Here is a 21,866-nt window from a genome sequence, read left to right on the forward strand (position 1 = left end):
TCTTTGCTGAAGATTGGCAAATTGTAGAAAAATAATTTTTAAACCCTTGGGATTCCGCGGGTTTTTTCTTATGCCCTGAATATGGCTTAAAACTGTTCAAATTCGACTAGACACGTCGTAAAAAGTGCAAGCACTACAAGATGCCACCTTGTAAAAAGCGTAGGTGTGAGGAGGAAGAAAATGACATTTGAAGAGTATCTGAAATCTCTGGGACTAGAGGATGAGCAAGTGACGTCCATTACTGCAGGAATGGCTGAAAATAAGTTCTACCTAGCAAGCGAAGAGAACTTGGAGAAACGTTATCAAAAGGCTGTTGGACAGCTCAACGAAGTCAAAGGACAGCTTAAAGAACGTGATGAGCGCATCACAGAACTTGAAGCATCTGCTGAAGAGATTCAAAAAAACTTTAGAGTCTAATCAATCTGAATTAGAAAAACTTGAAGAACTTCAAAGTCAAGTTGAAACACTGACAAGCGAAAATAGCTCAATCAAGCGCACTACTAAGCTTGAAAAAATGCTGACTAAAGCTGGTGTTAATGACATTGACTATATTCTCAACTATAAAATGCGGGGTGGAGAAGATTTAGAAGTTGGAGAAGATGGAGAGTTTACCAATTTCGATGATACGCTCAATGAGTTGAAAGAAAGCTATCCTAAATACTTCAAACCTGAAGAGCCTGTAGTTGAAGAAAAACAGAACGATTGGACACCTTTAGGGAATGCTCCTAAAGATGGAAAAGAAATTACCATTGATCCATTTGAGGAAAAAATGGCCAAATACACCAAATAGGAGGAATTAACTTTGGATGACAAAGAAAAACAACCCGTGACGGTTGCTGAATTGAAAGACGCTGGGATTGACAAGCTTCTTTCTGACGTTACTGATGCAATTAACAACGAAGATGATGCAAATGTAGTTAAAGCTTTACAAGACCTCACAGACGGACTTAAAAAGCTTGAACCACAAAATGATGAAGCAGCAGATGATAAAGGGAAACCTGACCCATTCGCTGATAAAGTCGCAAAATATGCACCACCAGCAAAATAAGGAAGGTAAAAAAATATGACAACTAATAACAACCAACAAGATGCTCAACGCTTTGAACCTCAGTATAAAGGAATTCTAAAAGCGGTATTTAATGCTAAAGCAGCTTTCTCAGGCGCTTTTGCACCAATTCAAGCAATGGACGGGATTACTTCGACAACCAAGGCTTTTTCTGTAAAAACAAATGCAACGCCTGTTGTAATTGGCACTTACAGTAAAGATGCTAATGTCGGATTTGGAACCGGCACAGGGAATTCTTCACGTTTTGGCAATCGTACTGAAGTGATTTATGCTGATACAGACGTTGATTTCAGCTATGAAATGGCGATTCACGAAGGCATTGATATCTCTACTGTGAATAAAGGGCTTAATGATGCAGTCGCTGACCGCTTAGAAGCCCAATCAGTGGCGCAAGTTCGTTACATGAACCAAAAGAACGGCAAATTCTTATCTGACAATGCAAGCGAAACTCTTGCAATGGTAAAAGGTGATAAAACTGATTACACACAAGATAATATCAACACTTTGTTCAATGAAGCTTCTAAAAAATTTGCTAATAATGAAATTGATGCAGATAAAACAGCTTATCTTGCACCGGATTTATACAATGCTGTTGTTGATTTGACTAATGCAACCTCACTAAAAGGTGCAACTGTCAGTCTTGATAACAACACTGTTCCAAAATACAAAGGGTTCAAACTTGAAGAAACTCCTGATAAATACTTTGTTTCTGGCGAAGTCGCATACTTCACCGCTGACCAAGTGGCTATTCCTTTTGTTGGGATTGCAACAGCTCGTACAATTGATTCCGAAGACTTCGATGGTAAAGCTTTGCAAGGCCACGCTAAAGGTGGCCAATTCATGCTTGATGACAATAAAAAAGCTGTGCTTAAAGCAACTGCTCCTGCCAAACCCTAATCGCCCCCTTGTACCGCAAGGGGTAACGGGTAACGAAGATGGCACAGGAGCAGTTGATTTAGCTTGGGATGCTGATTCTACCGGTAAGACAAAGGCGTATGTCGTCCATGCATCACCAGCTAATGAATCTGATCCGCATAAAGCCATTTTCATGTACTACACAGAAAACCCAAGTTATCGCTTCACGCCATCTAATTTACAACCTCATCAACCAGGCGATGTTCTTCGCTATTGGGTTCAAGCGTTCGATGAAGTTGGTGTAGGTGCTGATGAAACTGAAAAAGCTGAATATTTGAATGTCAACGCTTACGGTTCTGAATGGTCTAGCGTTGTAGAGATGACAATGAAAAAATAGAGAGGTGTTAGATTATGATCATTACATTAGATGACGCCCAGTTAATAAATCCGTCTATTGACCAATCGGCATTAGATGGATTAGAACAATCAATTCGAGCATTGACTCATAATAAGTTTCAAAATCTCAACATCCGCTTCTATCAATTCAAAGTCACGAACGAGGATACGCTAGAATTTAACGAAGCACTAGCTTATCTTCGTCCTAATGACACGATTGAAATTAGTAATACTTGGAGTCAGACGGGCTCAGGATTGAATCAGGATATAGGGGTCAATGATGGCTTGTGTGTGATTGAAGAAATCAACGATAAAACGATTAAACTCAAAGATGCAACGCTGTTTAACGGCAGCTTCCAAAGTGCTTTCATCACTAAGATATCCTATCCGCCTGACGTTGTTGAGGGGGTCAAAAAACTGCTCCAATATGATGTATCTATGGGAGATAAGCTTGGCATTAAGTCCGAAAGCATTTCTCGGATGAGCGTAACTTATTACGATGTTAATTCGAATGAATCAATCAATGGCTATCCTGCCAGCTTATTTGGATTTATTAAAAAATACAAGAAAATGAGGTGGTGAAATGTACCCAACTCAGAATCTTGTGATTAGAAAAAAGGAACGGACCCCTGATGGACTCGGGGGTTTTAATGTTGATTTTGTAGATTTCATAACTCTCAAAGGTTATATTGATTTGGCATCGGGTACAGACCAAGCAGTCAATCAAAATGCAATCGTTGAAGAATCGACGCATTACGCCATTATTCCTAAATATGTGAGCGGAATAAAAAAAGATATGGAATTGGTAGATGAACAAGGGAAAATATACGCGATTACTTACGTTGATGATCCGATGGGTATTCATCACCACCTTGAACTTTATCTAACTTTCAAAAAGGAGGAAGATAATGGCCAAAAATGAGTTTAAAATTGAAACGAATGCGGCCGCTATCAATAAGGCGATCTTGCAAGCGGCTGAACGAGCACTTGAATCCGCTAGCCTTCATATGGTAGGAGAAGTTAAAGATAGAGCCCCTGTTGATTCAGGAGAGTTAAGGCGAAGCATTACTCGCAAAGTTGGGGCTACTGGGAGTAGAATGACGGCTAAAGTCGGAAGCGGACTTCAGTATGCGATTTATCAAGAATTTGGAACGGGTGAATTTGCGGAAAATGGCGCAGGACGAAAGGGCGGCTGGGTCTATGAAGGTCCAGACGGTAAAACGCATTTTACAAGAGGAACAAAACCTAAGAAATTCTTGCGCAGCGCTTTTCGAGAGAATAAGAAAAACATCAAATCAATTATCAATGCAGAAATGGGGAAATTAAATGGATAAACTCATAAATTATCTCACGCTTATCTTGCAGGGAATCCATTCCGAAACTTATTATGATAGGAATAACAGCGAAAAAGTCACTTATCCTTACTGCACTTTTGATGTTGATACTAGCTTTGAGGAAGATAGAAATCAAGAGACGGTTTCGATTGACTTAGATATTTTTGACTTAAACCCAAGTTATAAAAATATCTTTGATATTGAAACAAAAATTAAACAAGAACTTGCTTACAAGCGTGGCCTTAATGAATATTTTGGTGCAACTTGGAGATATGTTCGAGCAAATAACATTCCAACGGGTCAAAATGGACTGCTTAGACGGTCTTTGCAGTTGGAAATTACAATAGATTGGAGAACATTGTAATGGCATTACCAAAAGTGGGATTTACTCCCGATAGTCCACAGAATTTCATTGTGGATGCAGGAGTGATTGTCCGAGATTTTAAATTTGATAAAACAAAAGGTTTTTCAGGCACACCTATCGGTGCGACTTCTGGAGGAACTAAGGTAGAAATTGACATCAAGAAACGTTTAATGGACGTCGATGGTGCCTATATTACGCCAGTAAAAGGATTGGAAGTAACAGAAAGCTTTACGGCTAAAATGTCCTCAAAACTCAAAGAGTTTAGCCCGGAGACGATTGCTTTAATCTCTGGCGGGACAGCTCGTGCCGCAACAGAAGACGAAGCACCAGATGGCTATCAAATCATTGAATTTGAACGCCAGGTAAAAGATGGTGATTACATCGATAACGTTGCGATTTATGGCTTCCAGCGGGGAACAGGAAAAGAGATCATTGTTGTGCTCGATAATTGCCTTGTGACAAGTACATTTGGGCTTGACACAAAAGACAAGGATGAAGCGACAAGTGACCTTGAGTTTACGGCTCATGCCACGCCAGATCAAATGCTGGCAGGAGAAATGCCTTGCCGAATTTTCTACCCTTCTACCACACCCTAAGGCTCCCCAGTTGGTAACTGGGGTTTTAAATGCGGATGGTTCAGTAAAAGTGGATTGGGAGCAAGTAGAGGGAGCAGAAGCTTATTTAACGCATTATGCCGACGCTAATGAATTAGACCCGCATAAAGCGGTATATATGGGGTATTCAGAAACAAACTCATGGACTTTGGACGCCAAGGATGTTCCGACGCTATCTGTGGGGGATAAAATTCTAATCTATGTCCAAGCGTACAAACAAAAAGGCATTGGCGCAAGCGATGTAGACAAAGCCCGCTATTTGCACGATGGGCCTTTTACGGGTTCGTCTTGGAGTGATCCGGTAGTATTGACAAAAGCTTAAAAGCTTACTTTGAAAGGAAAATAAAATAAATGACTTTAGAATTACGAGAACTTAACGGCGGCGATTTGGAGCAATTGCTCACGATTTTTGCGAAACTTGACATCATCGATGAACTGACGGCTATTTTTGAACATCCAGAAAATCTCTCGCTTGAGGGTGCAGATGTTGAAAAAACTGGAATTAGTGTTTTTGCGAAATTGGCTAAAAAAGCTATCACGAACATCAAACCAATCAAAAAAGAGCTGGATGAACTCCTTGCTTCTTTGTCGGGTCTGACTGTTGAAGAAATCAACAAGGTTCGTTTGCTGGATTATTTGAACGGAGTCAAAGCTATTTTTGAGGATGGGCAGATTACTGATTTTTTCGGCTCTATGCGTTCTTAGAACATAACCCAGACGGGTATTACAAATTTAAAGATTTATTTTTCAGAAGATATAGCAATCCACAAGCCTTACTTATGAGTTTTTCTTTGAGTAAAGCAGTGGATTTTTATTTTTACGTCCAATCTGAAGAACAAGAAGAACGGATTTACCAACAATACCTTCACACCGACATGACAGTTAGCTTTGTGGAATTCAAAAAAGCGCTTGGCTATAAGCCTTTGAGACAAAGCAAGCAAGAGAAAAAAGAAGCAGTCACTCAAGAGGAGGAAATCAAACGCCTGAAAAGAGCGAGTCAATTTATCAATTTTAATGGGGAAGGAGGAAAAGAATGAACGAATTATTCAAAATTCTGGGTACGATCGCAATTGACGGAAGTGATGTAGATAACGAACTGAATAAAGCGGTCGGCTCTGCCGAAAGTTCCGGCGGAAAATTTAAGTCCATTTTACAAGGGATTGGAATGGGTATCGGGAATATGATTGTTCAAGGTGCTCAAAAAATTGCATCTTTTGCTGGTGAAGCAATGAATGCCAGTGACGCCCTCAATAAATACACTTCCACCATGAAATTTGCAGGTTTTAAAGATGCAGATATCAACAGGTCACGTAACGTTTTCAAAAAATACGCAGACGACACGGTCTACGATTTAGAAACGATTACAAATACTGGAGCGCAGTTAGCAGCAAATGGGATTAAAAACTTCCAAAGTTTGACCCTTTCGGCTGGTAACTTGAATGCAGTTGCCGGGGGAAATGCGGACACTTTCAAATCAGTAGCAATGGTAATGACTCAAACAGCGGGAGCTGGTAAATTAACCACTGAAAACTGGAATCAAATGGCGGATGCAATTCCCGGAGCTTCTGGAATGCTCCAGAAAGCCATGAAAGACAATGGGGCTTACACGGGTAATTTCCGCGATGCTATGGCTGCCGGACAAATTACCGCTGACGAATTTAACCAAGCTATTGAGGAATTGGGAAATAAACCAGTGGCGGTTGAAGCGGCTAAAAGCACCAAGACCTTCGAGGGCGCTATCGGGAATATGCAGGCCTCAGTTGTTACGGGGTTAAATAATGTCATTGACGCTCTCGGTAAAGGCGGAATGACCAATGCCATCACTCAATTTGGATCAGGAGTAGAAGGAGCTTTTAACAAGGTTGTCACATGGGTCAATCAGGGTAAAAAGCTTATCGGAGAATTTCAAGACCGTTTAAAAGAAAATGGAGCGATCGATTCCTTCAAACAGCTTTTTAGCTCTATTCAAATAGCAATTGGTACAGTAAAAGATATTATCGGTCAACTGTGGCAAAGTTTCACTGGTGGAGCTTCGTCTAAGGATATGATGAAGGGCTTAGCAGACGCAGTGAAAAGTTTTGCTGATAATGCAACTAATGCAGTTAATAGTGTCGGAGGATTTCTAACCCAACTTCAACAAAGCGGACCAGCTATGGATGTATTAAAGGCTGCTATCGTGGGAATTGTTGCTGTTATTGCAGCATATAAAACTAGTTTAATAATTTCTACTGCTGTTACAAAGGCATCGGCAGCTGCTCAATGGCTTTTAAACGCAGCAATGAATGCAAATCCAATTGGGATAATTATTGGTTTAATCACTGCGATAGCAGCTGGTTTAATATACTTTTTTACTCAAACCAAAACAGGGCAACAAATCTGGCAAGGGTTCATGAATTGGTTACAATCAGCTTGGACTTCAATCAGTTCATTCTTTTCTGGATTGTGGCAAGGCATCATTGGGTTTTTCCGAAATGCTGGTAATACCGCTCAAAACATCTGGAATGGTGTTGTATCGTTTTTCCAATCGATACCTGGTAAGATTTCAGGATTCTTCAGTGGTATTGGTTCGGCTATAGGCGGTTTCTTTACAAGTGCTGGTAACAATATTAGAAATATTTTTAATGCTGTAGTAAGCTTTGTTGGTTCCATTCCAGGTAGAATTACAGGTTTCTTTAGTAGTGTTGGTTCAACTATTGGGGGATATTTCAATAATGTGAGCAACAATATAAGAAATGCCTTTAACAATGCAGTATCTTTTGTTTCAGGTATTCCGAGTAAAATAGCAGGTTTTTTCAGTGGAATTGGTGATAGAATTGCAGATTTCTTTAGAGGAATTCCAGATGCTATCGGTGCTATATTTAGTGGCATAAAGGTGCCAACACTTCATATTAGCGGTAGTCTTAATCCAATTGATTGGGTAAAGAATGGTAAAATGCCTAAAATTGATTTCTATGCAAAAGGTGGAATCATGGACGGTCCCACTTTATTCGGATTCAATGGAATTAATCCTATGATTGGTGGTGAAGCAGGTCGTGAGGCGATTCTTCCGCTTAATGAGAAAGTTCTTGGGCAAATTGGGAAGGGTATCAGTGATGCTTCTGGCGGAAGTAGTAATGGATTAATATTCAACCAATACAACTACAGTCCAGAAAATATTGATGCACGTACAGCGTCGAAATATGCCAAGAGAGACGGCAAGGATATGTTGCGCACATTACGGATAAGGAGTTAATCATGCAAATTGTCTATAAAAATTCAGAAGGAGGTCAGGTTGTTTTTGGGCAACAGCCTCCTTTTTTAGTAACATCAAAAAAAGGTTTTGGTGCGGTTGAGAATATCATCACCAAGCAACAACAATACGGTTTAGACGGCTCTATTTTAGTCAATCAGCAACTTGATGATCGAACGCTTGAAATCGAAGGTGAATTTATTGCGAGCAGTGCGGTTGATTTACAAAATAAGCGAAAGCAATTGGCCAGCCTTCATAATCCCAAATTATCCGGGACGTTAACTTATTTCCCGGATAATGGGAACGTTTATCAAATTGATGTTGTAGTCGAGCAAGCTCCGGTAATGGACAACTCGTCTAATAACCTTACTCAAAGCTATTCAATTCGTTTCATCTCTCTTGATTCTTATTGGATTGACAAAAATCAAGCAGACAAGCTGATTATGTTATCTTCGTTAAAGAAAAACCTTACCTTTCCTTTGCGAATCACGAGTTCATTTACTTTTGCAATTCACTCTGAAAATAATATTCAAGTCATTTCAAACGAAGGAGACGTTCGAGTGGGAATGATTATCACTTTAAATTTTTTGAGCGGCGTAACTAATCCCAAGGTTTTAAATGTGACCACCGGCGAATATTTCAGACTTGAAAAGGCATATTCCGCTGGTGAGCTACTCACCATCAACACGCTTCGAGGGGAGAAAGAAATCACACTGACTAAATCTGGCGGCACAGAAGAAAATGACCTTGAATTTTGGGACGAAAATAGCATTTTCTTGCAATTGGATAAAGGAAATAACTTTTTTCAATTGCAGGCCGATTCAGGAGCAGAAAATATGCTTGGTACTGTGAGAATTAGTCCAAAAGTGATAGGAGTTTAAGATGCAAAAAATTTTACTTGCTTATCAATGGTTAGGAGATTTTAATTTTGCAAAAGCTAAGATTTTTGATGGCTTTGAATCCTTGATTATTTATGAAAATTACGGTAAGTGCAATACGTTTGAATTGGATATTCCGTTCAGTTTTGAAAATAATGCGATTTTTCGTCCGGAGAGCGTTTTTAAATTTGAAGGGATTTACTATTACGTTGACGACGTTTCAGGGAAAAATGACCAATTAAAAGTTTGCGGAAAATCTTTAGCTGGCAAATATGACACTCGAATTATTGACAGGGTATATACTGCTAGTAAAAGTCCTGCTTTAATCGCTTGGGATCACATCAATCAAGAAATGATAAATCCCGCAAATTATACAGACGTCAACGGTTCTCACAATGGCTCAGATAGAAAGATTGAATACTTGGCTTTAGCTGCAGCAGATGGATTAAATTTGGCTTCAATCGACTATCAAAATTCCTACGGAGGAGTTGACGAGCAAGTAGAGAAGCTTTGTGAAACTTATGACTTTGGCTTTAGGGAGATTGGCTCAAAAGGAAAAGTAAGCAATCAAATTCAGTTTTTTAAAGGAAGGGATGTTTCAAAGTGGGTTGTATTTTCCGACGATGCGGATGGTTACGACAATTTGAGTGAAGTTGAGTTTGAACATACAACTTTTGATGAGAAAACCGTGGCTTATGCTTTAGGAGAAGGAGAGGGTACGGCTCGTACAAAAATTGTCGTCAACCCGAATTTAAAAGGCTTGGGCAGAAAAGAAACCTACGTGGATGCACGCGACCTGCAAAGCAAAAATGACACGACTACAATTCCTGCCGCGACATATAATAATATGCTAAAAGAGCGGGGTGCTCAGGCACTAGCGGATAGGCAAGAGGTCATCACACTAAATGGTGATTTTATTTTAGAATCAAAACTCATTAAATTTGGTCGTGATTTTTTTGTCGGTGACAAAGTGAAGTTGCTCAGCAAACGTTATGGAGCCTCTAAAACAGCGGTTATTTCACAAGCTAAAAAAACTTACAACGAAAAAGGAGAATATTTAGAGTTGACATACGACAAAGAAACACCCACAATTTTTAAACTTTTAGGAAGGAAATAATAATGGCTACAAATGAAAAATCATTTCCCTGGGATGACCATGGTGGTGATAGGGAATATGGTTCGGATGACTTTGGGGAGTTCTTTTCCATTCTATTTAAGCCCGGAGTGGTTCCTAACGCAAGTAATGGGAATGCTTTACAAATTACGGAATCAGGCAGCTTGGGAATGCGAGTTAAATTTTCTGCCGGAGCAGCTTTTAGCGCTTTTGGTCGCACGTATATTCATACTTTAGACGAAGAAGTCACTGTTCCGCTTGCAAGTACTTTACAAGACCGGACAGACAGCATTGTCATTCAATTCAATAAATCTCAACGAGAAGCCCTCCTTCTTTACAAAGAAGCAGATGTGACGGTAACTCGGACATCAACAATTTTTGAATTGCAAATTGCTAAAATACTTGTGCCAAGAAATGGGACTAAGATTGTTAATGCAAATATTACGGATATGCGAGCTGACGAGAAAGTTTGTGGCTATTATGGGCCAAATGGTATTTTAAAAACAGGTGACCTCTTAGCTCAATTCAAATCTCAGCTTGAGGCGAATGGAATCGTCTTCTCAGAATGGTTCGCGACGGTAAAAGCAGATTTGCAAGTTGAGCTGACGAACATGGAAAATTTCATGGACACCAGCAAAACTGATCTTCAAAGTTGGGTGACTTCTGTAAAGGCAATTATTGAAGCAGTGGATCCAGGCGGACAATTGCTCGCAGAACTTACGGATTTAAAACAAAAAACCGAAAAATATATTCCAACTGGATTTACGTTCATTTTAGAACACGATTCAGAATATCAGCCAGAAGTTAAAGTTACAAGCTACAAGAACGCTTTAGGAACAGAGGTCAATGGCTTGGGAACAGGCCCAATTTTTGGTAGGGAGCGACTTTACAATGTGCCAGTCAGTCTAAGCTATGATAGGAAAAAGGCATATGTCGAAATGCCAACATCTTTTAAAATTGATGGTGATATCACCATCATTGACGACAAAACGCTTGTGATTATCGACAAACCACAGACGCTTTGCTTTGAAATGTCGGGCGCAAAAATAACGAAGGGCTATAAAGCTTAAAAAAGGAGAAAATAAATGACAGATTTGAAAAAAATCACAACCGGGATGGCGAATGGCCCCGAAGCAATCGACGAAAATTTCACTAAGGTAAATAATGATTTAATAAAATTACAAACAGGTGATATTCCGTGGACTGGGGTCGCTCTCTCTTCAGGGTGGGGTGCAGTTTCTGGTGTATTAACTCAATATAGGGTAATTGGCGACCACATCGAAATAAAGGCTTATGGGCTAAAGCCTACCAAGGATATCCCTGCTGGTTCATTTTATGAAGTTTTAACCCTTTCAGGGCACCCCGAACTAGCAAGCGGTAGTGATTTCTCTCTTACTTTTTTTGATGCCAATAATCTAAATCCACTTCAAGGACGAGCACGAATCAGTGGCGGTAAATTAAGTGTTATTCCACCGCTGGCTCTGACGGCTGGATCTCGATATGTGATTGGTTTTTTTATCACAGATAAGGCATAGAGAGCAGGGGTTATGGAATATCAATTATTAGGAATTTCTGGTCTAGTCTTGATTATATTGGGGCTGACATGGTTTAAGGAGGGCGAAAAAATGGACCCACCTTTGAAAAAAAGAATCATCATTGATTTAATGACGATTGCTTTGTTTTGGATTGTCTTTGAATTCGTGAGTAATATGAATCCGAATTACTACGTCAATGAAACAGAATGGGTCATTAACGGATCGCTGATTTTCTTTTTCGGTCGAATGATTCAACTTTTTTGCCAAGTCAATCCAATGGTTCAAGAATTAGTCAAATACCTGAAGGAAAAAAATAAGGAGAACTCAAATGAATAAAACAAGCGCAGGAACAATCATCCGGACAGTCGGAGTCTGGTTGGCTATCGGCAATCAAATTCTCACAGCAACTGGCAAAAATCCTTTACCTATCGATGACAACATCGTCACCACGCTAATCACGGCTGGCTTTGCCATCTGGGCGTGGTGGAAAAATAATAGCTTCACTCCTCATGCTAAACTTGCGGATGAATTTTTGAAAGAAGCGAAGAAAGGAGAAAAATGACAGTCTCAAAATTAGCAACGGTCAGCAAGTATAGCTGGCAACGCGGAGGGAATTTCGGTCAGATTGCTCGAAAGCCGATTAACAAACTTGTGTTGCACCACAATGCGGGGACTGGCTCAGGAGTAGTTCCTAATTGCTGGGTCGGTCGTCAAGCCTCAGCACACTACCAAATCGAAAACGGCACAATCATCTCTTGTCTCGATGAAGATATCACAGCGTGGCATTGTGGGGCTTCAGGAGTAGATAACAACTCACATACCATTGGAATCGAACATCAGAACTCGACAGGCGCACCAGATTGGAAAGTATCTGCCGAAAATCAAGAAAAGTCGGCTCAATTAGTTGCCGAAATCTGTAAAAGACGTGGCATTCCAATTGACCGTAATCACATTGTTCGTCATCGGGAAATGCCAAATTGTCAGACGGCTTGTTCGGGCGGACTTGACATTGACTGGATTGTCAATCGTGCAAAGGAAATCGCAGGAGAAGCTACAGCAAGTAGCTCATCAAAAACAAAAGAAATAAACGAGGAAGAAATCATGAAAATTATTAAGCTCCCAAACAATGCAACCTATTATCTGGTGCGCTCTACAGGCGTCACAACGCTAACCGCTCAGGAATGGATTGGCGTTAAGCGGGTCTTAGGCTTTAAAGACTCTGACGTTGACACCGTGAACCAAGCAGAATTTGACGGCATTAAATCCGCACTCGGTAAAAAGTAAGTGAAATCCCGCTTCGGCGGGCTTTTTTTGTTTTCTCAATTAAACTTTTTCTACTAAAAATAACTAACAAATGCCTCAACAGTGGTACTGATTTTATTTTCCAAATTAAACCTAATCGTCCGTGAATCGTCCGTAGAATTTAGCAAAATGTTGATGTAGAGCTATTTAATCGTCCGCGAATTCGCATATTTTTATTTCATGAACTAAATCCATCAGGCGACAAATTGTCACCGGTTCATTTTTGCCGACGTCAGCAAAATTTGGTATTGTGCGGTTTGTGACCCTCATTTTTGATGGTCGCCTAAATATGATGTTTAACAAAACAGCCCTTTTGTCAATCTATCTGATAAAATATCAAATAGAAAGCTGACAAATTGTGCTATTTGATAAAATATCAAATATGATATAATATATAATGACAGGATCGCAGTACTAGACTGTGATACAGAGTGTACGATTAATGCGTACATTTCGGTTCTTTAGCTCAGTTGGTCAGAGCTAACGGCTCATAACCGTTCGGTCGCTGGTTCGAGTCCCCCTCGGATCATAGGTGCCAAACCTAACCTTGCCTTCGTAGCAAGGTTTTTTTGTTGCTTTTTTATCGACTTGTGCCAAATTTGTGCCAAATCACTTTTTGTTTATTTCATTAAATATTTTCTTTATATTTTCGTTATCTTTTTCCTCGAGTTCTTTTAAGATATGAGAATATACGGACATTGTCACGTTCAAGCTGCTATGTCCTAGCCTTTTAGAAACATATAGAATATTTATCCCTTTATAAAGCATTGTAGAAGCGTGTGTATGCCTTAAACCATGGCAAGTAATTGTTTTTTCAAATCCCAATTTTTCACATAGTTGTTTTAGTTGTTTGTTGGCAGCGTTATTTGTGATTAAGCCATTCTTTGCATTATAAAATACAAAGGGGTGTTCTCGCTCGATTTCGAGCTGTCTCAAGAGTTTTTCTTGTTGCTCCTTATAATTTGCCATGATTTGCAAAGTAGAGCTGTCAACGGCTAAAAATCGCACTGACTGGTCGTTCTTAGTTGGAGCAAAGTTATTCTTGTAAACATCCCAAGTTCTTTTCACATTTATCTGACCTTTTTCAAAATCAACATTATCCCATGTCAAGCCTAAAAGCTCACTGAATCTCATGCCCGTCATGGCAGCAATATATATCAAAAACGGCGAAGAGTAAATAGGATCTATTTTTTGTTTAGCTAACGCAATCAATTTTGTGAAATCTTTAAAATCTAAATATTTTAATTCAGCGCTTTTTGAACCTTTTCCTCCTTTAGAAATAGCTCCTTTTGTAAAATCATTTTTTATAATAAAATCATCAAGTAAATTTTCTAAACTTGCTCTTACATGAACATTGATTTGTTTTACAGATGAATCGGAATGTACCTTAGCAAATTCATTTAACATCTCTTGATATTTCACACGATTCATTGTTTTAATAGTTGCTGTTGAGAAGTGCTTTTTTAGAACAGATAATGTGTAAAGATATTTTCGGTATGTTCCGTCCGATACTTTCCCTTTTTTAAATATTTCTATCCATTGCTTGAAATGGTCAGTGAGTAAAATATCTTGACTGACAGTGTAAAACCCCTTGGCTAGATTTGCTTCAATTTCACCAGCTTCTGAAATCGCATCGGCCTTTTTGGGAAAACCGCTCTTTCTAAGTTTTTTATATTTGCCGTCAGTATCTTTGTAAGATATTTCGTATTGCCAGACTTTACCTCGTTTAATATATCTTGCCATTGTTGATTTTTATACCTCATTTCTGTTAAAATGGTATAATAAAAACCTTCCTGATTGGAATGTTTTATTATATATCTAGTTTAAAGTCGCCCCTCGTCGCCAAACTTGGGCGGCTTTTTATTTATTATGAATTAAATTTAGATTTGCTTGTTATTTGTCCTGTAGCTTTATCATATTGGATAGTGATACTTTGAGTCTCACCTTTAGTCCATGAGATAGAAGTCCAATTTGCTAGTACAGTTGTTTGATCTCCAACACTTGATTCTGAAGTAGTATCTGGTTTACCAACTTTTGCTTCAATTTCAGCAAAAGGAGTACCGCCAGAATAAGCTATGGTTCCATCATCGTTAAAGTTAGTTTTTGCAGATACCACAGAATCATAAATTTCTTGTGTCCATCCTGATTTTGGTTTTTCAGAAGAACTAGAAGAAGTTTTGGCTTGGCTAGAAGATTTAGATGTTGCAGTAGACTTAGAATCTGATGAATCTTTATCTTTGTCTTTTCCGCCTCCTCCAATTGCGCTACCTATAACAGCTACTACGATTACTACAACAATCCAGAACCAAATTCTTTTATAAATTGGTTTTTTAGCTTTAGGAGTTTTTCCATTTTTCATAAGTTTATATTTCCTAACCTAGCTTTTAACGAGGTTCAAGATGTTGCTCGTATTTTTTATTTAAATAACTTCATGATATTCAGCAGTATACTCTTCAATAACTGATTCGCATATCCACTTAAGTTTATTATTGAGTTCATACGCATCCATGAATTGACTGATATTAATTTCATTTGGCTCTGGTGCAAAATCCCATTTAGAAAGCCATTCATTGAATCTGTGAACTACCATGAAACGGTCAGCTTGTGCCTCTTGCTTACTCCCAAACATTTTAGAATGGCAATTATAATGAGTGTGTCCACAATAACAGTGGCCTAATTCATGAAGAATAACGTTTTCTTGTTCTATTATCGTCAAATCATCTCTGATATAGATAATATTATATTCAGGAAGATACAATCCCTTAATATCATCAATTAATACAACTTCATTTTCTGATGGAATAAAATATATAATTTCAGCACCAAGCTCTCGAGAAAGCTCTCTAAGTTTACTCATAAATCGCCTTTATCAATTTTCTCTTTAAGAGTATTTTTCAACAAACGTTTGAAGAATTCTTTATCATTGTCGTTAAGCTGACCGCCGCCATAGGCGCTGGCTTTACTTATTTGTTCTTCAAGATATTCATCGCTTAGACGATAATCTTCTATTTGTTTAACTTTATTTTGCTCATCTTGTTCTTTTAATTGAATTTTTGCAGTATCTAAGACTACTTTTTGTCTTGGCTCTTCGAGTTGTGAACTGATTTTATTTATTTCTTCTACTATAGGAGACTGTTTTTTTGTTTTATTAGGCATTTCATCTTTAGATATACCTAACAGATACTCTGTAGATATTCCTAGGACTCTAGCAAAATCATCAGCACGATTCAACGGGAATTCTCTACTAAAATTAAAATATCTAGATATAGCAGATTTCGCCATATCAACTCTTCTAGCTAATTCAGATATGGAAAGATTTTGTTTATTTTTTTCATCTATTAGTATTCTTACAATTTCTTCATTTGTTCGCATGATTTTCTCTCTATAAACTTGATAAAAACATTATACCACTGTTCCCGAAAAAGTACAAGATGTAAATTAAAAAAGTTTTTTTGTTTTTTTTTATAACTTTTCTGTTGACAAAAGAGAACGATAGTGATATTATTGATTTGTTCCCAAAAAAGAACGAAAGGAGAAATGAATATGACTATTGATTTAAATAGAATCAAAGCAGAACGAATCGCAAATGATTTGACACAAGACGAAGTTGCTAAGCGAATGGGGTGGAAAACAAGAGCCGCTTATGCAAAACGAGAAAACGGCATTGTGTCTATTGGGGCTAATGAGCTTATCAAATTGGCTTCTATTTTTGGATACGATAAAGAAGATTTAGGCATTTTTTTTAAAGCAAACGTTCCCGAAAAAGAACGAAACTAGAAAGGATTCAAAAATGAACAAATTAATTGAAATTTCGTCAAATGAAAATGACGAACAAGAAGTAACAGTTAAATCTTCACTTATCGAAGCAAATGAATTAATTAAAGCAGCCTTCTCGGACTATGGAATTCAAAATGAAGACGGAGAACAAATCACTCAAAAAGAATTTGCTGACTTAGTAGGCCAAAAGATTTGGTTAGCTGCTGATATTTTAGGGATTGAACTTGATTGAGTTTTTGGCCAGTTGGTTTTTGCTTACAAAACACAAACTTAACAAAGCTTATCAAAAATTATCAGCGCTTATCATAACGATACACGCATAATTTATGGAAAATTATCAAAGTTTATCATAGGTTATTAAGTTAAGAATATTTGGAAAAAATAGACTTTATACGCATTGTACAATTTCAATAAATAGATATCTCTTTGTAATTAAAGAATGCTAAAGTTTCAATATCAACAGAGAGGAATTCATAAAACATGAATCAATTAGAAAATACATTAACTTCATTGGAAGTTGCAGAAATGGTTGGGCGTCGCCATGACCACGTATTGGCAGATATTCGCCAAATTATTAGTGATTTAGGAGAACCGAAAAGTGGGGGCTCATCTGAAACCATTGATATTAACACGTTTTTCGTAGAAAGTACCTATCGTTCAGCTCAAAATAAAGAGTTGCCTTGTTATTTAGTTACGAAACAAGGATGCGAAGTTTTCGGTAACCGTATGACTGGGGCTAAAGGAACGCAGTTCACCGTAGGTTATGTCGGTCGTTTCAACCAAATGGAGCAACATATCAAACAACAACCAGATATTTCAAATCTTAGCCCTGAACTTCAAATGTTTAATCAAATGTTTCAAGCAGTAGCAAACCAGGAGCAAAAATTGCTTGAAGTTAATGACAAAGTAGATAATATTTCTGAAATTGTTGCTTTGAATACTGCTAATTGGCGTAACGAAACAGGTAATTTCATTCGTAAAATTGCACTAAAGCAAGGAGGAGGAGTTGCCTTTAAAGAAATCAATCAACAAATTTATGCAGAAGTAGAACGACGTGGTGGTTTTAAGTTTAATATTCGATTGAGAAATATGCAAACCCGACAAATAGAAAAAGGCTATAGCAAATCTGCAGTTAAAAAACTTAATAAGCTTGATGTTATTGAAGCAGATAAAAAAGCTACTCAAATTTATATTCAAGTAGTTAAAGAGTTTGCTATTAAGTACCAAGTGGAACTAGCTTAGAAAGGAGTCCAGATGGAATATAAAGATGATGATTACTTGACTACTCAGCAAGTAGCGGAAAAGTTTTCCATCCATGACCAAACAGTTTATCGACGTAGAAAGGCAATGGAGCTATTTCCACAATTCAAGTCTGGTATTTTCATGAATGGACGTAGATTTCGATACAAAGAAATCAGAGATTTCATGCAGTTTGTAAATACTCCTGAGTATAAGCAAGAACTTAAAAAGCGCCAATCGGTTATCAAATGAAAAGAGGTACTCATGACTTACACATACATAGTCAACCCAGAAACGGGCGAAATCCTGTTTGACCTATTCCACGACTTAATCACACAAAACATTAGAGCAATCAAGCTCATTGCTAAGAAATTAAATGCGGTGCTCCGCTAGAAAAGAGAAAAGATGAGCATAAATTTTGAAGAAATAGAATCAATTGTTGTAGAAACAGATGAAAAAAACTCCATAACCATTGCGACAATCACTGCAGATACAGTGAAACCAGAGCAAGGTTATAGAGTTAGAATTAAGCCTAAAATTAAAAATTAGCCTTTAGGCGGAAATGGATCATTGCCATAGCTGTTACGTTCACGGATTCGTCCGTTACGGCCGTGGATAAACATTTCAGAGTTTTGATTTTGAGAAATCTGAATTGCTTTGTTAATAGCTTCGGCTTGAGTTCTGAAGTTTGCAGTAGCTTTAGAGTTTCCTGCTCCTTTAACATTCCAACCACCGTTACTATCTGGGACAACATGTTGATTTTTACCTGGCATATAGTCTCCTTTCATTAATATTTTGAAAGCCAGGAGGATGTTAGTTGGTATTAACGGGTTTGTCCTGAATTTCATTAACTATATTATACTGCTACAAATTATTTTAGTTAACTTAAAACACTATATATAGCGTTTAATTATATAAAAAATAAGAAAGGGGTACTAAATGTTGTGGTCTAAGATAAAAAATAAACTTGATGAAAAAAACATGACTGAGTATCAACTTGGAAAAATAACAGGGCTCGGTCCACAACAAATTCATCAACTTAAAAAAAGAAACTCTGAAAATCCACGCTGGTTAACGATGATAAAAATAGCCGATGCGCTAGACATCAGCTTAGATGAATTTAGAGAGAAAGGAAAATAAAATGCAAACAATAATCAGAAACGGGCGAGAAGTCCGGTTGATCCCCACACCATTTGGTCATAAACTCCAAGAGGTAGAGGTTGATTATAAATCACTTTACGAACAAGCAGTAGCACAAGGCGCTCGATTTTCGCAAGAACACGCTGAAGCTTGTGCCCAGGTGCGCTATTGGTACCAACGTGCAATGGAGAACGAAACTTATCGTGAAGCGTGGGAACAAGACCATAAGCTTGACCGCTTTGAGTTTATTACAAATACAAAATAAAAAAGCCCGCACTGGAATGCGGACTAAATCTAGTAGATAAGGAAATTATAACATAAATGGAAAATACATTAAACAACAAATATGAATTAACCGATGATACAATCACACGATTTGGTGTCACGATGCGTCGAGTTAAAGCGCTCAAGAGTTTTGGAAGTGTAGAAAAAGGAGATGTTGGCGGATATATCGAGGATATCAAGAACTTGTCGGTCTATGGTGATGCTTGGGTCTATGGTGATGCTTGGGTCTATGGTAATGCTCAGGTCTATGGTGATGCTCGGGTCTATGGTGATGCTTGGGTCTCTGGTGATGCTCAGGTCTATGGTGATGCTCGGGTCTATGGTGATGCTTGGGTCTATGGTAATGCTCAGGTCTATGGTGATGCTTGGGTCTATTGTGATGCTCAGGTCTATGGTGATGCTCGGGTCTATGGTGATGCTCAGGTCTATGGTGATGCTTGGGTCTATGGTGATGCTTGGGTCTCTGGTGATGCTCAGGTCTATGGTGATGCTCGGGTCTATGGTGATGCTTGGGTCTATGGTAATGCTCAGGTCTATGGTGATGCTTGGGTCTATGGTGATGCTCAGGTCTATGGTGATGCTCGGGTCTATGGTGATGCTTGGGTCTATGGTAATGCTCAGGTCTATGGTGATGCTTGGGTCTATGGTGATGCTGATTACATTGTTTTTAAAAATAACTGGTCGTCTGGGCGTTACTTCACTTGGACAAAATCAAATGATATGTGGGTAGTCGATTGCTTCTATGGGACAGGAAGAGAGCTAATCGAAAAAGCCTACAAAGACAGCGAAAGCAGCGGTAAGCATTATGAGGCTTATGTTAATTTCGTTGAAACGTTGAAAGGATTGAGTGAAAAACATGACTGAAAAAAACGAACGCTTTGAAGTTACCAATGACAGCCAACTGAATTGGGCGCTTGGCAAATACAAAGAGCATAAGATTCAATTTGATGAGTACGATATCCAAGCCGAGGAATCAAGAAAAATCCTTGAAGAAAAATATAACTCGGAATTGTATGGCATTGAGCAACGTCGATTGAAACTTCAAGCTGAAGAACAGAAGGAAATGGACTATTTCAAAGGATTGGCTGAGCAGTATTATTTAACTCTTGAGACAAAGAATCCCAAGAAAACAATCAATGGTAGTGTTCGATTTTCAAAAAAGGAAAATGTTTCATATGACGACAATTTGCTCTCAGAGCTTAAAGAAAAAGGGCTCAACAGATTCATCTCTGTTAAGACTAAAACGATTGAGAGTGTCGATAAAAAGGCACTCAAAGCTTTTGTAAAAGATGGCGGTCAGCTTATGTCGGAAGATGGCGAAATCGTAGAGGGTTTCAAGTTTGATAAAACAGAAGAATTTACAGTGAAAGTTTGAGGTGATTTATGACTATAAAAATAACTAAAGCAACTGATATTAATCGAACTGAAAATTGGAAAGTACTATTATACGGGAAGCCAGGACTTGGAAAGACAAGTGCAATTAAAGGGTTATCTGGAAAAACTTTGGTTCTTGATTTAGACGGCTCAAGTCGTGTCCTTGCAGGCTTAAAAAATGTAGATGTCATTTCATTTAATAGAGAAGAGCCGATTCAATCAATGAAGGAATTCCTCAACGAGTCAAAGAACTTGATTAATGGCTACAATACCCTAGTAATTGATAATCTCACGGCATTTGAGAAAGATTGGTTTGTTGCTCGAGGGCTGAATAGTAAGAATGGAATTCGAAATGAAATTCAAGACTATGGAGATTATACAAACTATTTCTTAAGACTTATTTCAAAAATATATTCTCTGCCAATCAATATTTATGCTACAGCATGGGAATCTAAAAGAGATGTTGATTTAGAGGACGGAACCAAGCTGACAGAATATATCCCTGATGTCCGCAATCAAGTTTTAAATCAATTGCTTGGGCTTACTGATGTTGTAGGAAGAATCCAAGTTAACCCAGCAACACACGGAAGAGGGGCAATACTTGAAGGAAGTGACGGTGTCTATGCAAAGAATCGCTTAGATGATCGTATAGCATGTAAAATCGAAGACTTGTTTAAGTTTGGTCAACAATCAAAACAAGAAAACACAGAAAACGGAGAACAAAAATAATGAAATTTAACAGAAACGAAATGAGTGCACTTTCAGGACAACAATTCACAGTAGGAGCGCATCTTGCAACAATTACTGATGTTAAAAATCAAAAATCTAAAAATGGCGATCCAATGTTCAAGTTTGATATTGAAGGTAATAATGGAGAAACTGCAAATAATTGGTTTTTGTTTGGTAAACCTTGGTCAGACGGTAACTTGCAAAGAATCCTTGTAAGTATTGAAGATAACAACCAAACCATTGCGCCGATTGATTATGGACACAACGAACAAACACTTAACTTCTTGAAAAATAAACGTGTATTTATTTTAGTAAAAGAACGAACTGGAACATATATTGATAAAAACGGAGATGAGAAAGCTGCGACAGGTACTGAGATTAAAACTTTCTTGTCACGACCAGAATTTGCTTCTTTCGGTGGAGGTCAACAAACACAGCAAAAAGCGAATGACCAATTTGGTGGGTCACCAATGGAAATTTCAGACGACCAACTACCATTCTAACTAAGTTATTGCTGGAGGGTGGCGGAACGAGCCGTAAAGTCAATGAGTAGATGCAATAGCATAACCACTCATAGCCAGCTTTAAATTTTGAAATTAAAAACTTGAAAATAAATTTTATAGAAAGGAGTGATT

The 21,866-nt window shown here is 38.2% G+C and carries 38 protein-coding genes; 33 read left to right on the forward strand and 5 right to left on the reverse strand.

The features are described from left to right. Window positions 1-180 precede the first annotated feature (180 nt). The 21 genes from EQJ87_RS00005 to EQJ87_RS00105 all read left to right on the forward strand — a co-directional run bounded on the left by EQJ87_RS00005 (window position 181) and on the right by EQJ87_RS00105 (window position 12,669). Complete coding sequence (locus tag EQJ87_RS00005; RefSeq protein WP_130122738.1) at window positions 181-417, forward strand: phage scaffolding protein; 237 nt, start codon at window positions 181-183, stop codon at window positions 415-417. Continuing rightward, window positions 356-790: a phage scaffolding protein gene (locus tag EQJ87_RS00010; RefSeq protein WP_130122739.1), complete on the forward strand. Its 435-nt coding sequence runs from the start codon at window positions 356-358 to the stop codon at window positions 788-790. Before EQJ87_RS00005 ends, EQJ87_RS00010 begins: the two co-directional genes overlap by 62 nt. A 12-nt stretch (window positions 791-802) precedes the next feature. After that, on the forward strand, window positions 803-1,048 hold the full coding sequence (locus tag EQJ87_RS00015) for a hypothetical protein (protein ID WP_130122740.1): 246 nt from the start codon (window positions 803-805) through the stop codon (window positions 1,046-1,048). A 15-nt stretch (window positions 1,049-1,063) separates the two neighbouring features. Next, window positions 1,064-1,963: a phage capsid protein gene (locus EQJ87_RS00020; RefSeq protein ID WP_130122741.1), complete on the forward strand. Its 900-nt coding sequence runs from the start codon at window positions 1,064-1,066 to the stop codon at window positions 1,961-1,963. Continuing rightward, on the forward strand, window positions 1,914-2,318 hold the full coding sequence (locus tag EQJ87_RS00025; protein WP_130122742.1) for a fibronectin type III domain-containing protein: 405 nt from the start codon (window positions 1,914-1,916) through the stop codon (window positions 2,316-2,318). Before EQJ87_RS00020 ends, EQJ87_RS00025 begins: the two co-directional genes overlap by 50 nt. A 14-nt stretch (window positions 2,319-2,332) precedes the next feature. Next, window positions 2,333-2,899, forward strand: coding sequence for a hypothetical protein (locus EQJ87_RS00030; RefSeq protein WP_130122743.1), 567 nt, complete (start codon window positions 2,333-2,335; stop codon window positions 2,897-2,899). Window position 2,900: 1 nt separating this feature from the next. Next, the gene (locus tag EQJ87_RS00035; RefSeq protein WP_130122744.1) at window positions 2,901-3,239 is read left to right on the forward strand and encodes a head-tail adaptor protein; all 339 of its coding nucleotides are present in this window, start codon (window positions 2,901-2,903) and stop codon (window positions 3,237-3,239) included. Beyond that, window positions 3,226-3,651, forward strand: a complete 426-nt coding sequence (locus EQJ87_RS00040; protein ID WP_130122745.1) for an HK97-gp10 family putative phage morphogenesis protein — start codon at window positions 3,226-3,228, stop codon at window positions 3,649-3,651. Before EQJ87_RS00035 ends, EQJ87_RS00040 begins: the two co-directional genes overlap by 14 nt. Then, window positions 3,644-4,015 carry a hypothetical protein gene (locus tag EQJ87_RS00045; protein ID WP_130122746.1) on the forward strand — a complete coding sequence of 124 codons (372 nt, stop codon included), beginning with the start codon at window positions 3,644-3,646 and terminating at the stop codon, window positions 4,013-4,015. Before EQJ87_RS00040 ends, EQJ87_RS00045 begins: the two co-directional genes overlap by 8 nt. Further along, complete coding sequence (locus tag EQJ87_RS00050; RefSeq protein WP_130122747.1) at window positions 4,015-4,611, forward strand: hypothetical protein; 597 nt, start codon at window positions 4,015-4,017, stop codon at window positions 4,609-4,611. Before EQJ87_RS00045 ends, EQJ87_RS00050 begins: the two co-directional genes overlap by 1 nt. Before the next feature lie 10 nt (window positions 4,612-4,621). After that, window positions 4,622-4,951, forward strand: coding sequence for a fibronectin type III domain-containing protein (locus tag EQJ87_RS00055; protein WP_130122748.1), 330 nt, complete (start codon window positions 4,622-4,624; stop codon window positions 4,949-4,951). A 29-nt stretch (window positions 4,952-4,980) separates the two neighbouring features. Beyond that, complete coding sequence (locus EQJ87_RS00060) at window positions 4,981-5,334, forward strand: hypothetical protein (protein ID WP_130122749.1); 354 nt, start codon at window positions 4,981-4,983, stop codon at window positions 5,332-5,334. A gap of 86 nt (window positions 5,335-5,420) precedes the next feature. Then, window positions 5,421-5,666 (forward strand): peptide methionine sulfoxide reductase, encoded by a 246-nt coding sequence (locus tag EQJ87_RS00065; protein ID WP_223804460.1) that lies wholly within the window; start codon window positions 5,421-5,423, stop codon window positions 5,664-5,666. Then, window positions 5,663-7,861: a tape measure protein gene (locus EQJ87_RS00070; RefSeq protein ID WP_130122750.1), complete on the forward strand. Its 2,199-nt coding sequence runs from the start codon at window positions 5,663-5,665 to the stop codon at window positions 7,859-7,861. The genes EQJ87_RS00065 and EQJ87_RS00070 overlap by 4 nt, the downstream gene beginning before the upstream one ends. A 2-nt stretch (window positions 7,862-7,863) precedes the next feature. Further along, on the forward strand, window positions 7,864-8,739 hold the full coding sequence (locus EQJ87_RS00075; protein ID WP_130122751.1) for a phage tail family protein: 876 nt from the start codon (window positions 7,864-7,866) through the stop codon (window positions 8,737-8,739). A gap of 1 nt (window position 8,740) precedes the next feature. Further along, complete coding sequence (locus EQJ87_RS00080) at window positions 8,741-9,853, forward strand: siphovirus ReqiPepy6 Gp37-like family protein (RefSeq protein WP_130122752.1); 1,113 nt, start codon at window positions 8,741-8,743, stop codon at window positions 9,851-9,853. A gap of 2 nt (window positions 9,854-9,855) precedes the next feature. Next, window positions 9,856-10,920, forward strand: coding sequence for a hypothetical protein (locus EQJ87_RS11625; RefSeq protein WP_130122753.1), 1,065 nt, complete (start codon window positions 9,856-9,858; stop codon window positions 10,918-10,920). 15 nt (window positions 10,921-10,935) lie between these two features. Continuing rightward, on the forward strand, window positions 10,936-11,385 hold the full coding sequence (locus EQJ87_RS00090) for a hypothetical protein (protein WP_130122754.1): 450 nt from the start codon (window positions 10,936-10,938) through the stop codon (window positions 11,383-11,385). A 12-nt stretch (window positions 11,386-11,397) separates the two neighbouring features. After that, window positions 11,398-11,721 carry a holin gene (locus tag EQJ87_RS00095; protein WP_130122755.1) on the forward strand — a complete coding sequence of 108 codons (324 nt, stop codon included), beginning with the start codon at window positions 11,398-11,400 and terminating at the stop codon, window positions 11,719-11,721. Beyond that, window positions 11,714-11,947 carry a phage holin gene (locus EQJ87_RS00100; RefSeq protein WP_130122756.1) on the forward strand — a complete coding sequence of 78 codons (234 nt, stop codon included), beginning with the start codon at window positions 11,714-11,716 and terminating at the stop codon, window positions 11,945-11,947. The genes EQJ87_RS00095 and EQJ87_RS00100 overlap by 8 nt, the downstream gene beginning before the upstream one ends. Then, the gene (locus EQJ87_RS00105; protein WP_130122757.1) at window positions 11,944-12,669 is read left to right on the forward strand and encodes a peptidoglycan recognition protein family protein; all 726 of its coding nucleotides are present in this window, start codon (window positions 11,944-11,946) and stop codon (window positions 12,667-12,669) included. Before EQJ87_RS00100 ends, EQJ87_RS00105 begins: the two co-directional genes overlap by 4 nt. A gap of 627 nt (window positions 12,670-13,296) precedes the next feature. Here EQJ87_RS00105 and EQJ87_RS00110 read toward each other — a convergent pair. The 4 genes from EQJ87_RS00110 to EQJ87_RS00125 all read right to left on the reverse strand — a co-directional run bounded on the left by EQJ87_RS00110 (window position 13,297) and on the right by EQJ87_RS00125 (window position 16,059). Continuing rightward, window positions 13,297-14,430 (reverse strand): site-specific integrase, encoded by a 1,134-nt coding sequence (locus EQJ87_RS00110; RefSeq protein WP_130122758.1) that lies wholly within the window; start codon window positions 14,428-14,430, stop codon window positions 13,297-13,299. 124 nt (window positions 14,431-14,554) lie between these two features. After that, window positions 14,555-15,046 (reverse strand): hypothetical protein, encoded by a 492-nt coding sequence (locus EQJ87_RS00115; protein WP_130122759.1) that lies wholly within the window; start codon window positions 15,044-15,046, stop codon window positions 14,555-14,557. A gap of 60 nt (window positions 15,047-15,106) precedes the next feature. Next, window positions 15,107-15,544 carry an ImmA/IrrE family metallo-endopeptidase gene (locus EQJ87_RS00120; RefSeq protein WP_130122760.1) on the reverse strand — a complete coding sequence of 146 codons (438 nt, stop codon included), beginning with the start codon at window positions 15,542-15,544 and terminating at the stop codon, window positions 15,107-15,109. Continuing rightward, window positions 15,541-16,059 carry a helix-turn-helix domain-containing protein gene (locus EQJ87_RS00125; RefSeq protein WP_130122761.1) on the reverse strand — a complete coding sequence of 173 codons (519 nt, stop codon included), beginning with the start codon at window positions 16,057-16,059 and terminating at the stop codon, window positions 15,541-15,543. The genes EQJ87_RS00120 and EQJ87_RS00125 overlap by 4 nt, the downstream gene beginning before the upstream one ends. A 171-nt stretch (window positions 16,060-16,230) precedes the next feature. Between EQJ87_RS00125 and EQJ87_RS00130 the strand changes: the two genes are divergently transcribed. The 6 genes from EQJ87_RS00130 (at window position 16,231) to EQJ87_RS11460 (ending at window position 18,252) form a co-directional block, all read left to right on the forward strand. Further along, complete coding sequence (locus EQJ87_RS00130) at window positions 16,231-16,464, forward strand: helix-turn-helix domain-containing protein (protein ID WP_003131906.1); 234 nt, start codon at window positions 16,231-16,233, stop codon at window positions 16,462-16,464. A gap of 13 nt (window positions 16,465-16,477) precedes the next feature. Then, on the forward strand, window positions 16,478-16,696 hold the full coding sequence (locus tag EQJ87_RS00135) for a hypothetical protein (RefSeq protein ID WP_130122762.1): 219 nt from the start codon (window positions 16,478-16,480) through the stop codon (window positions 16,694-16,696). Window positions 16,697-16,944: 248 nt separating this feature from the next. Further along, window positions 16,945-17,706, forward strand: coding sequence for a Rha family transcriptional regulator (locus EQJ87_RS00140; RefSeq protein WP_058220938.1), 762 nt, complete (start codon window positions 16,945-16,947; stop codon window positions 17,704-17,706). A gap of 12 nt (window positions 17,707-17,718) precedes the next feature. Continuing rightward, window positions 17,719-17,955, forward strand: coding sequence for a helix-turn-helix domain-containing protein (locus EQJ87_RS00145; RefSeq protein WP_011834775.1), 237 nt, complete (start codon window positions 17,719-17,721; stop codon window positions 17,953-17,955). 12 nt (window positions 17,956-17,967) lie between these two features. Further along, entirely contained in the window at window positions 17,968-18,096 is a 129-nt protein-coding gene (locus EQJ87_RS11755) for a hypothetical protein (RefSeq protein WP_015966768.1), read from the forward strand. A gap of 12 nt (window positions 18,097-18,108) precedes the next feature. Beyond that, complete coding sequence (locus EQJ87_RS11460; RefSeq protein WP_190289001.1) at window positions 18,109-18,252, forward strand: hypothetical protein; 144 nt, start codon at window positions 18,109-18,111, stop codon at window positions 18,250-18,252. Here the strand turns inward: EQJ87_RS11460 and EQJ87_RS00150 are convergent. Then, complete coding sequence (locus EQJ87_RS00150) at window positions 18,249-18,476, reverse strand: DUF2188 domain-containing protein (protein ID WP_130122763.1); 228 nt, start codon at window positions 18,474-18,476, stop codon at window positions 18,249-18,251. The genes EQJ87_RS11460 and EQJ87_RS00150 overlap by 4 nt on opposite strands. Window positions 18,477-18,642: 166 nt before the next feature. Between EQJ87_RS00150 and EQJ87_RS00155 the strand changes: the two genes are divergently transcribed. From EQJ87_RS00155 to EQJ87_RS00180, 6 genes are read left to right on the forward strand one after another with little or no spacing between them, the layout of a single operon-like run. Then, window positions 18,643-18,843 carry a helix-turn-helix domain-containing protein gene (locus EQJ87_RS00155; RefSeq protein WP_130122764.1) on the forward strand — a complete coding sequence of 67 codons (201 nt, stop codon included), beginning with the start codon at window positions 18,643-18,645 and terminating at the stop codon, window positions 18,841-18,843. 1 nt (window position 18,844) lies between these two features. Beyond that, window positions 18,845-19,108, forward strand: a complete 264-nt coding sequence (locus EQJ87_RS00160) for a hypothetical protein (RefSeq protein ID WP_130122765.1) — start codon at window positions 18,845-18,847, stop codon at window positions 19,106-19,108. Window positions 19,109-19,164: 56 nt separating this feature from the next. Beyond that, complete coding sequence (locus tag EQJ87_RS00165) at window positions 19,165-19,992, forward strand: polymer-forming cytoskeletal protein (protein WP_130122766.1); 828 nt, start codon at window positions 19,165-19,167, stop codon at window positions 19,990-19,992. Next, complete coding sequence (locus EQJ87_RS00170) at window positions 19,985-20,503, forward strand: host-nuclease inhibitor Gam family protein (protein WP_130122767.1); 519 nt, start codon at window positions 19,985-19,987, stop codon at window positions 20,501-20,503. The genes EQJ87_RS00165 and EQJ87_RS00170 overlap by 8 nt, the downstream gene beginning before the upstream one ends. Before the next feature lie 8 nt (window positions 20,504-20,511). After that, a complete protein-coding gene (locus tag EQJ87_RS00175; RefSeq protein WP_130122768.1) occupies window positions 20,512-21,231 on the forward strand; it encodes an AAA family ATPase in 720 nt (239 codons plus the stop codon). Beyond that, window positions 21,231-21,734, forward strand: a complete 504-nt coding sequence (locus EQJ87_RS00180; RefSeq protein WP_130122769.1) for a single-stranded DNA-binding protein — start codon at window positions 21,231-21,233, stop codon at window positions 21,732-21,734. Before EQJ87_RS00175 ends, EQJ87_RS00180 begins: the two co-directional genes overlap by 1 nt. The last annotated feature ends 132 nt before the right edge of the window (window positions 21,735-21,866 follow it).

Origin of the sequence: Lactococcus sp. S-13 (genome assembly GCF_004210295.1) — a bacterium.
In the GTDB taxonomy this organism is placed as follows: Bacteria; Bacillota; Bacilli; order Lactobacillales; family Streptococcaceae; genus Lactococcus.

Coding starts and splice junctions, on each gene's coding strand:
- EQJ87_RS11625 (WP_130122753.1), top strand. CDS start 9,856: ATGGCTACAAATGAAAAATCATTTCCCTGGGATGACCATGGTGGTGAT.
- EQJ87_RS00070 (WP_130122750.1), top strand. CDS start 5,663: ATGAACGAATTATTCAAAATTCTGGGTACGATCGCAATTGACGGAAGT.
- EQJ87_RS00160 (WP_130122765.1), top strand. CDS start 18,845: ATGCAAACAATAATCAGAAACGGGCGAGAAGTCCGGTTGATCCCCACA.
- EQJ87_RS00100 (WP_130122756.1), top strand. CDS start 11,714: ATGAATAAAACAAGCGCAGGAACAATCATCCGGACAGTCGGAGTCTGG.
- EQJ87_RS00040 (WP_130122745.1), top strand. CDS start 3,226: ATGGCCAAAAATGAGTTTAAAATTGAAACGAATGCGGCCGCTATCAAT.
- EQJ87_RS00170 (WP_130122767.1), top strand. CDS start 19,985: ATGACTGAAAAAAACGAACGCTTTGAAGTTACCAATGACAGCCAACTG.
- EQJ87_RS00135 (WP_130122762.1), top strand. CDS start 16,478: ATGAACAAATTAATTGAAATTTCGTCAAATGAAAATGACGAACAAGAA.
- EQJ87_RS11460 (WP_190289001.1), top strand. CDS start 18,109: ATGAGCATAAATTTTGAAGAAATAGAATCAATTGTTGTAGAAACAGAT.
- EQJ87_RS00115 (WP_130122759.1), bottom strand. CDS start 15,046: ATGAAAAATGGAAAAACTCCTAAAGCTAAAAAACCAATTTATAAAAGA.
- EQJ87_RS00095 (WP_130122755.1), top strand. CDS start 11,398: ATGGAATATCAATTATTAGGAATTTCTGGTCTAGTCTTGATTATATTG.
- EQJ87_RS11755 (WP_015966768.1), top strand. CDS start 17,968: ATGACTTACACATACATAGTCAACCCAGAAACGGGCGAAATCCTGTTT.
- EQJ87_RS00035 (WP_130122744.1), top strand. CDS start 2,901: ATGTACCCAACTCAGAATCTTGTGATTAGAAAAAAGGAACGGACCCCT.
- EQJ87_RS00075 (WP_130122751.1), top strand. CDS start 7,864: ATGCAAATTGTCTATAAAAATTCAGAAGGAGGTCAGGTTGTTTTTGGG.
- EQJ87_RS00025 (WP_130122742.1), top strand. CDS start 1,914: ATGACAATAAAAAAGCTGTGCTTAAAGCAACTGCTCCTGCCAAACCCT.
- EQJ87_RS00045 (WP_130122746.1), top strand. CDS start 3,644: ATGGATAAACTCATAAATTATCTCACGCTTATCTTGCAGGGAATCCAT.
- EQJ87_RS00080 (WP_130122752.1), top strand. CDS start 8,741: ATGCAAAAAATTTTACTTGCTTATCAATGGTTAGGAGATTTTAATTTT.
- EQJ87_RS00020 (WP_130122741.1), top strand. CDS start 1,064: ATGACAACTAATAACAACCAACAAGATGCTCAACGCTTTGAACCTCAG.
- EQJ87_RS00145 (WP_011834775.1), top strand. CDS start 17,719: ATGGAATATAAAGATGATGATTACTTGACTACTCAGCAAGTAGCGGAA.
- EQJ87_RS00090 (WP_130122754.1), top strand. CDS start 10,936: ATGACAGATTTGAAAAAAATCACAACCGGGATGGCGAATGGCCCCGAA.
- EQJ87_RS00010 (WP_130122739.1), top strand. CDS start 356: ATGAGCGCATCACAGAACTTGAAGCATCTGCTGAAGAGATTCAAAAAA.
- EQJ87_RS00180 (WP_130122769.1), top strand. CDS start 21,231: ATGAAATTTAACAGAAACGAAATGAGTGCACTTTCAGGACAACAATTC.
- EQJ87_RS00130 (WP_003131906.1), top strand. CDS start 16,231: ATGACTATTGATTTAAATAGAATCAAAGCAGAACGAATCGCAAATGAT.
- EQJ87_RS00120 (WP_130122760.1), bottom strand. CDS start 15,544: ATGAGTAAACTTAGAGAGCTTTCTCGAGAGCTTGGTGCTGAAATTATA.
- EQJ87_RS00030 (WP_130122743.1), top strand. CDS start 2,333: ATGATCATTACATTAGATGACGCCCAGTTAATAAATCCGTCTATTGAC.
- EQJ87_RS00165 (WP_130122766.1), top strand. CDS start 19,165: ATGGAAAATACATTAAACAACAAATATGAATTAACCGATGATACAATC.
- EQJ87_RS00125 (WP_130122761.1), bottom strand. CDS start 16,059: ATGCGAACAAATGAAGAAATTGTAAGAATACTAATAGATGAAAAAAAT.
- EQJ87_RS00140 (WP_058220938.1), top strand. CDS start 16,945: ATGAATCAATTAGAAAATACATTAACTTCATTGGAAGTTGCAGAAATG.
- EQJ87_RS00050 (WP_130122747.1), top strand. CDS start 4,015: ATGGCATTACCAAAAGTGGGATTTACTCCCGATAGTCCACAGAATTTC.
- EQJ87_RS00060 (WP_130122749.1), top strand. CDS start 4,981: ATGACTTTAGAATTACGAGAACTTAACGGCGGCGATTTGGAGCAATTG.
- EQJ87_RS00150 (WP_130122763.1), bottom strand. CDS start 18,476: ATGCCAGGTAAAAATCAACATGTTGTCCCAGATAGTAACGGTGGTTGG.
- EQJ87_RS00005 (WP_130122738.1), top strand. CDS start 181: ATGACATTTGAAGAGTATCTGAAATCTCTGGGACTAGAGGATGAGCAA.
- EQJ87_RS00175 (WP_130122768.1), top strand. CDS start 20,512: ATGACTATAAAAATAACTAAAGCAACTGATATTAATCGAACTGAAAAT.
- EQJ87_RS00110 (WP_130122758.1), bottom strand. CDS start 14,430: ATGGCAAGATATATTAAACGAGGTAAAGTCTGGCAATACGAAATATCT.
- EQJ87_RS00105 (WP_130122757.1), top strand. CDS start 11,944: ATGACAGTCTCAAAATTAGCAACGGTCAGCAAGTATAGCTGGCAACGC.
- EQJ87_RS00155 (WP_130122764.1), top strand. CDS start 18,643: ATGTTGTGGTCTAAGATAAAAAATAAACTTGATGAAAAAAACATGACT.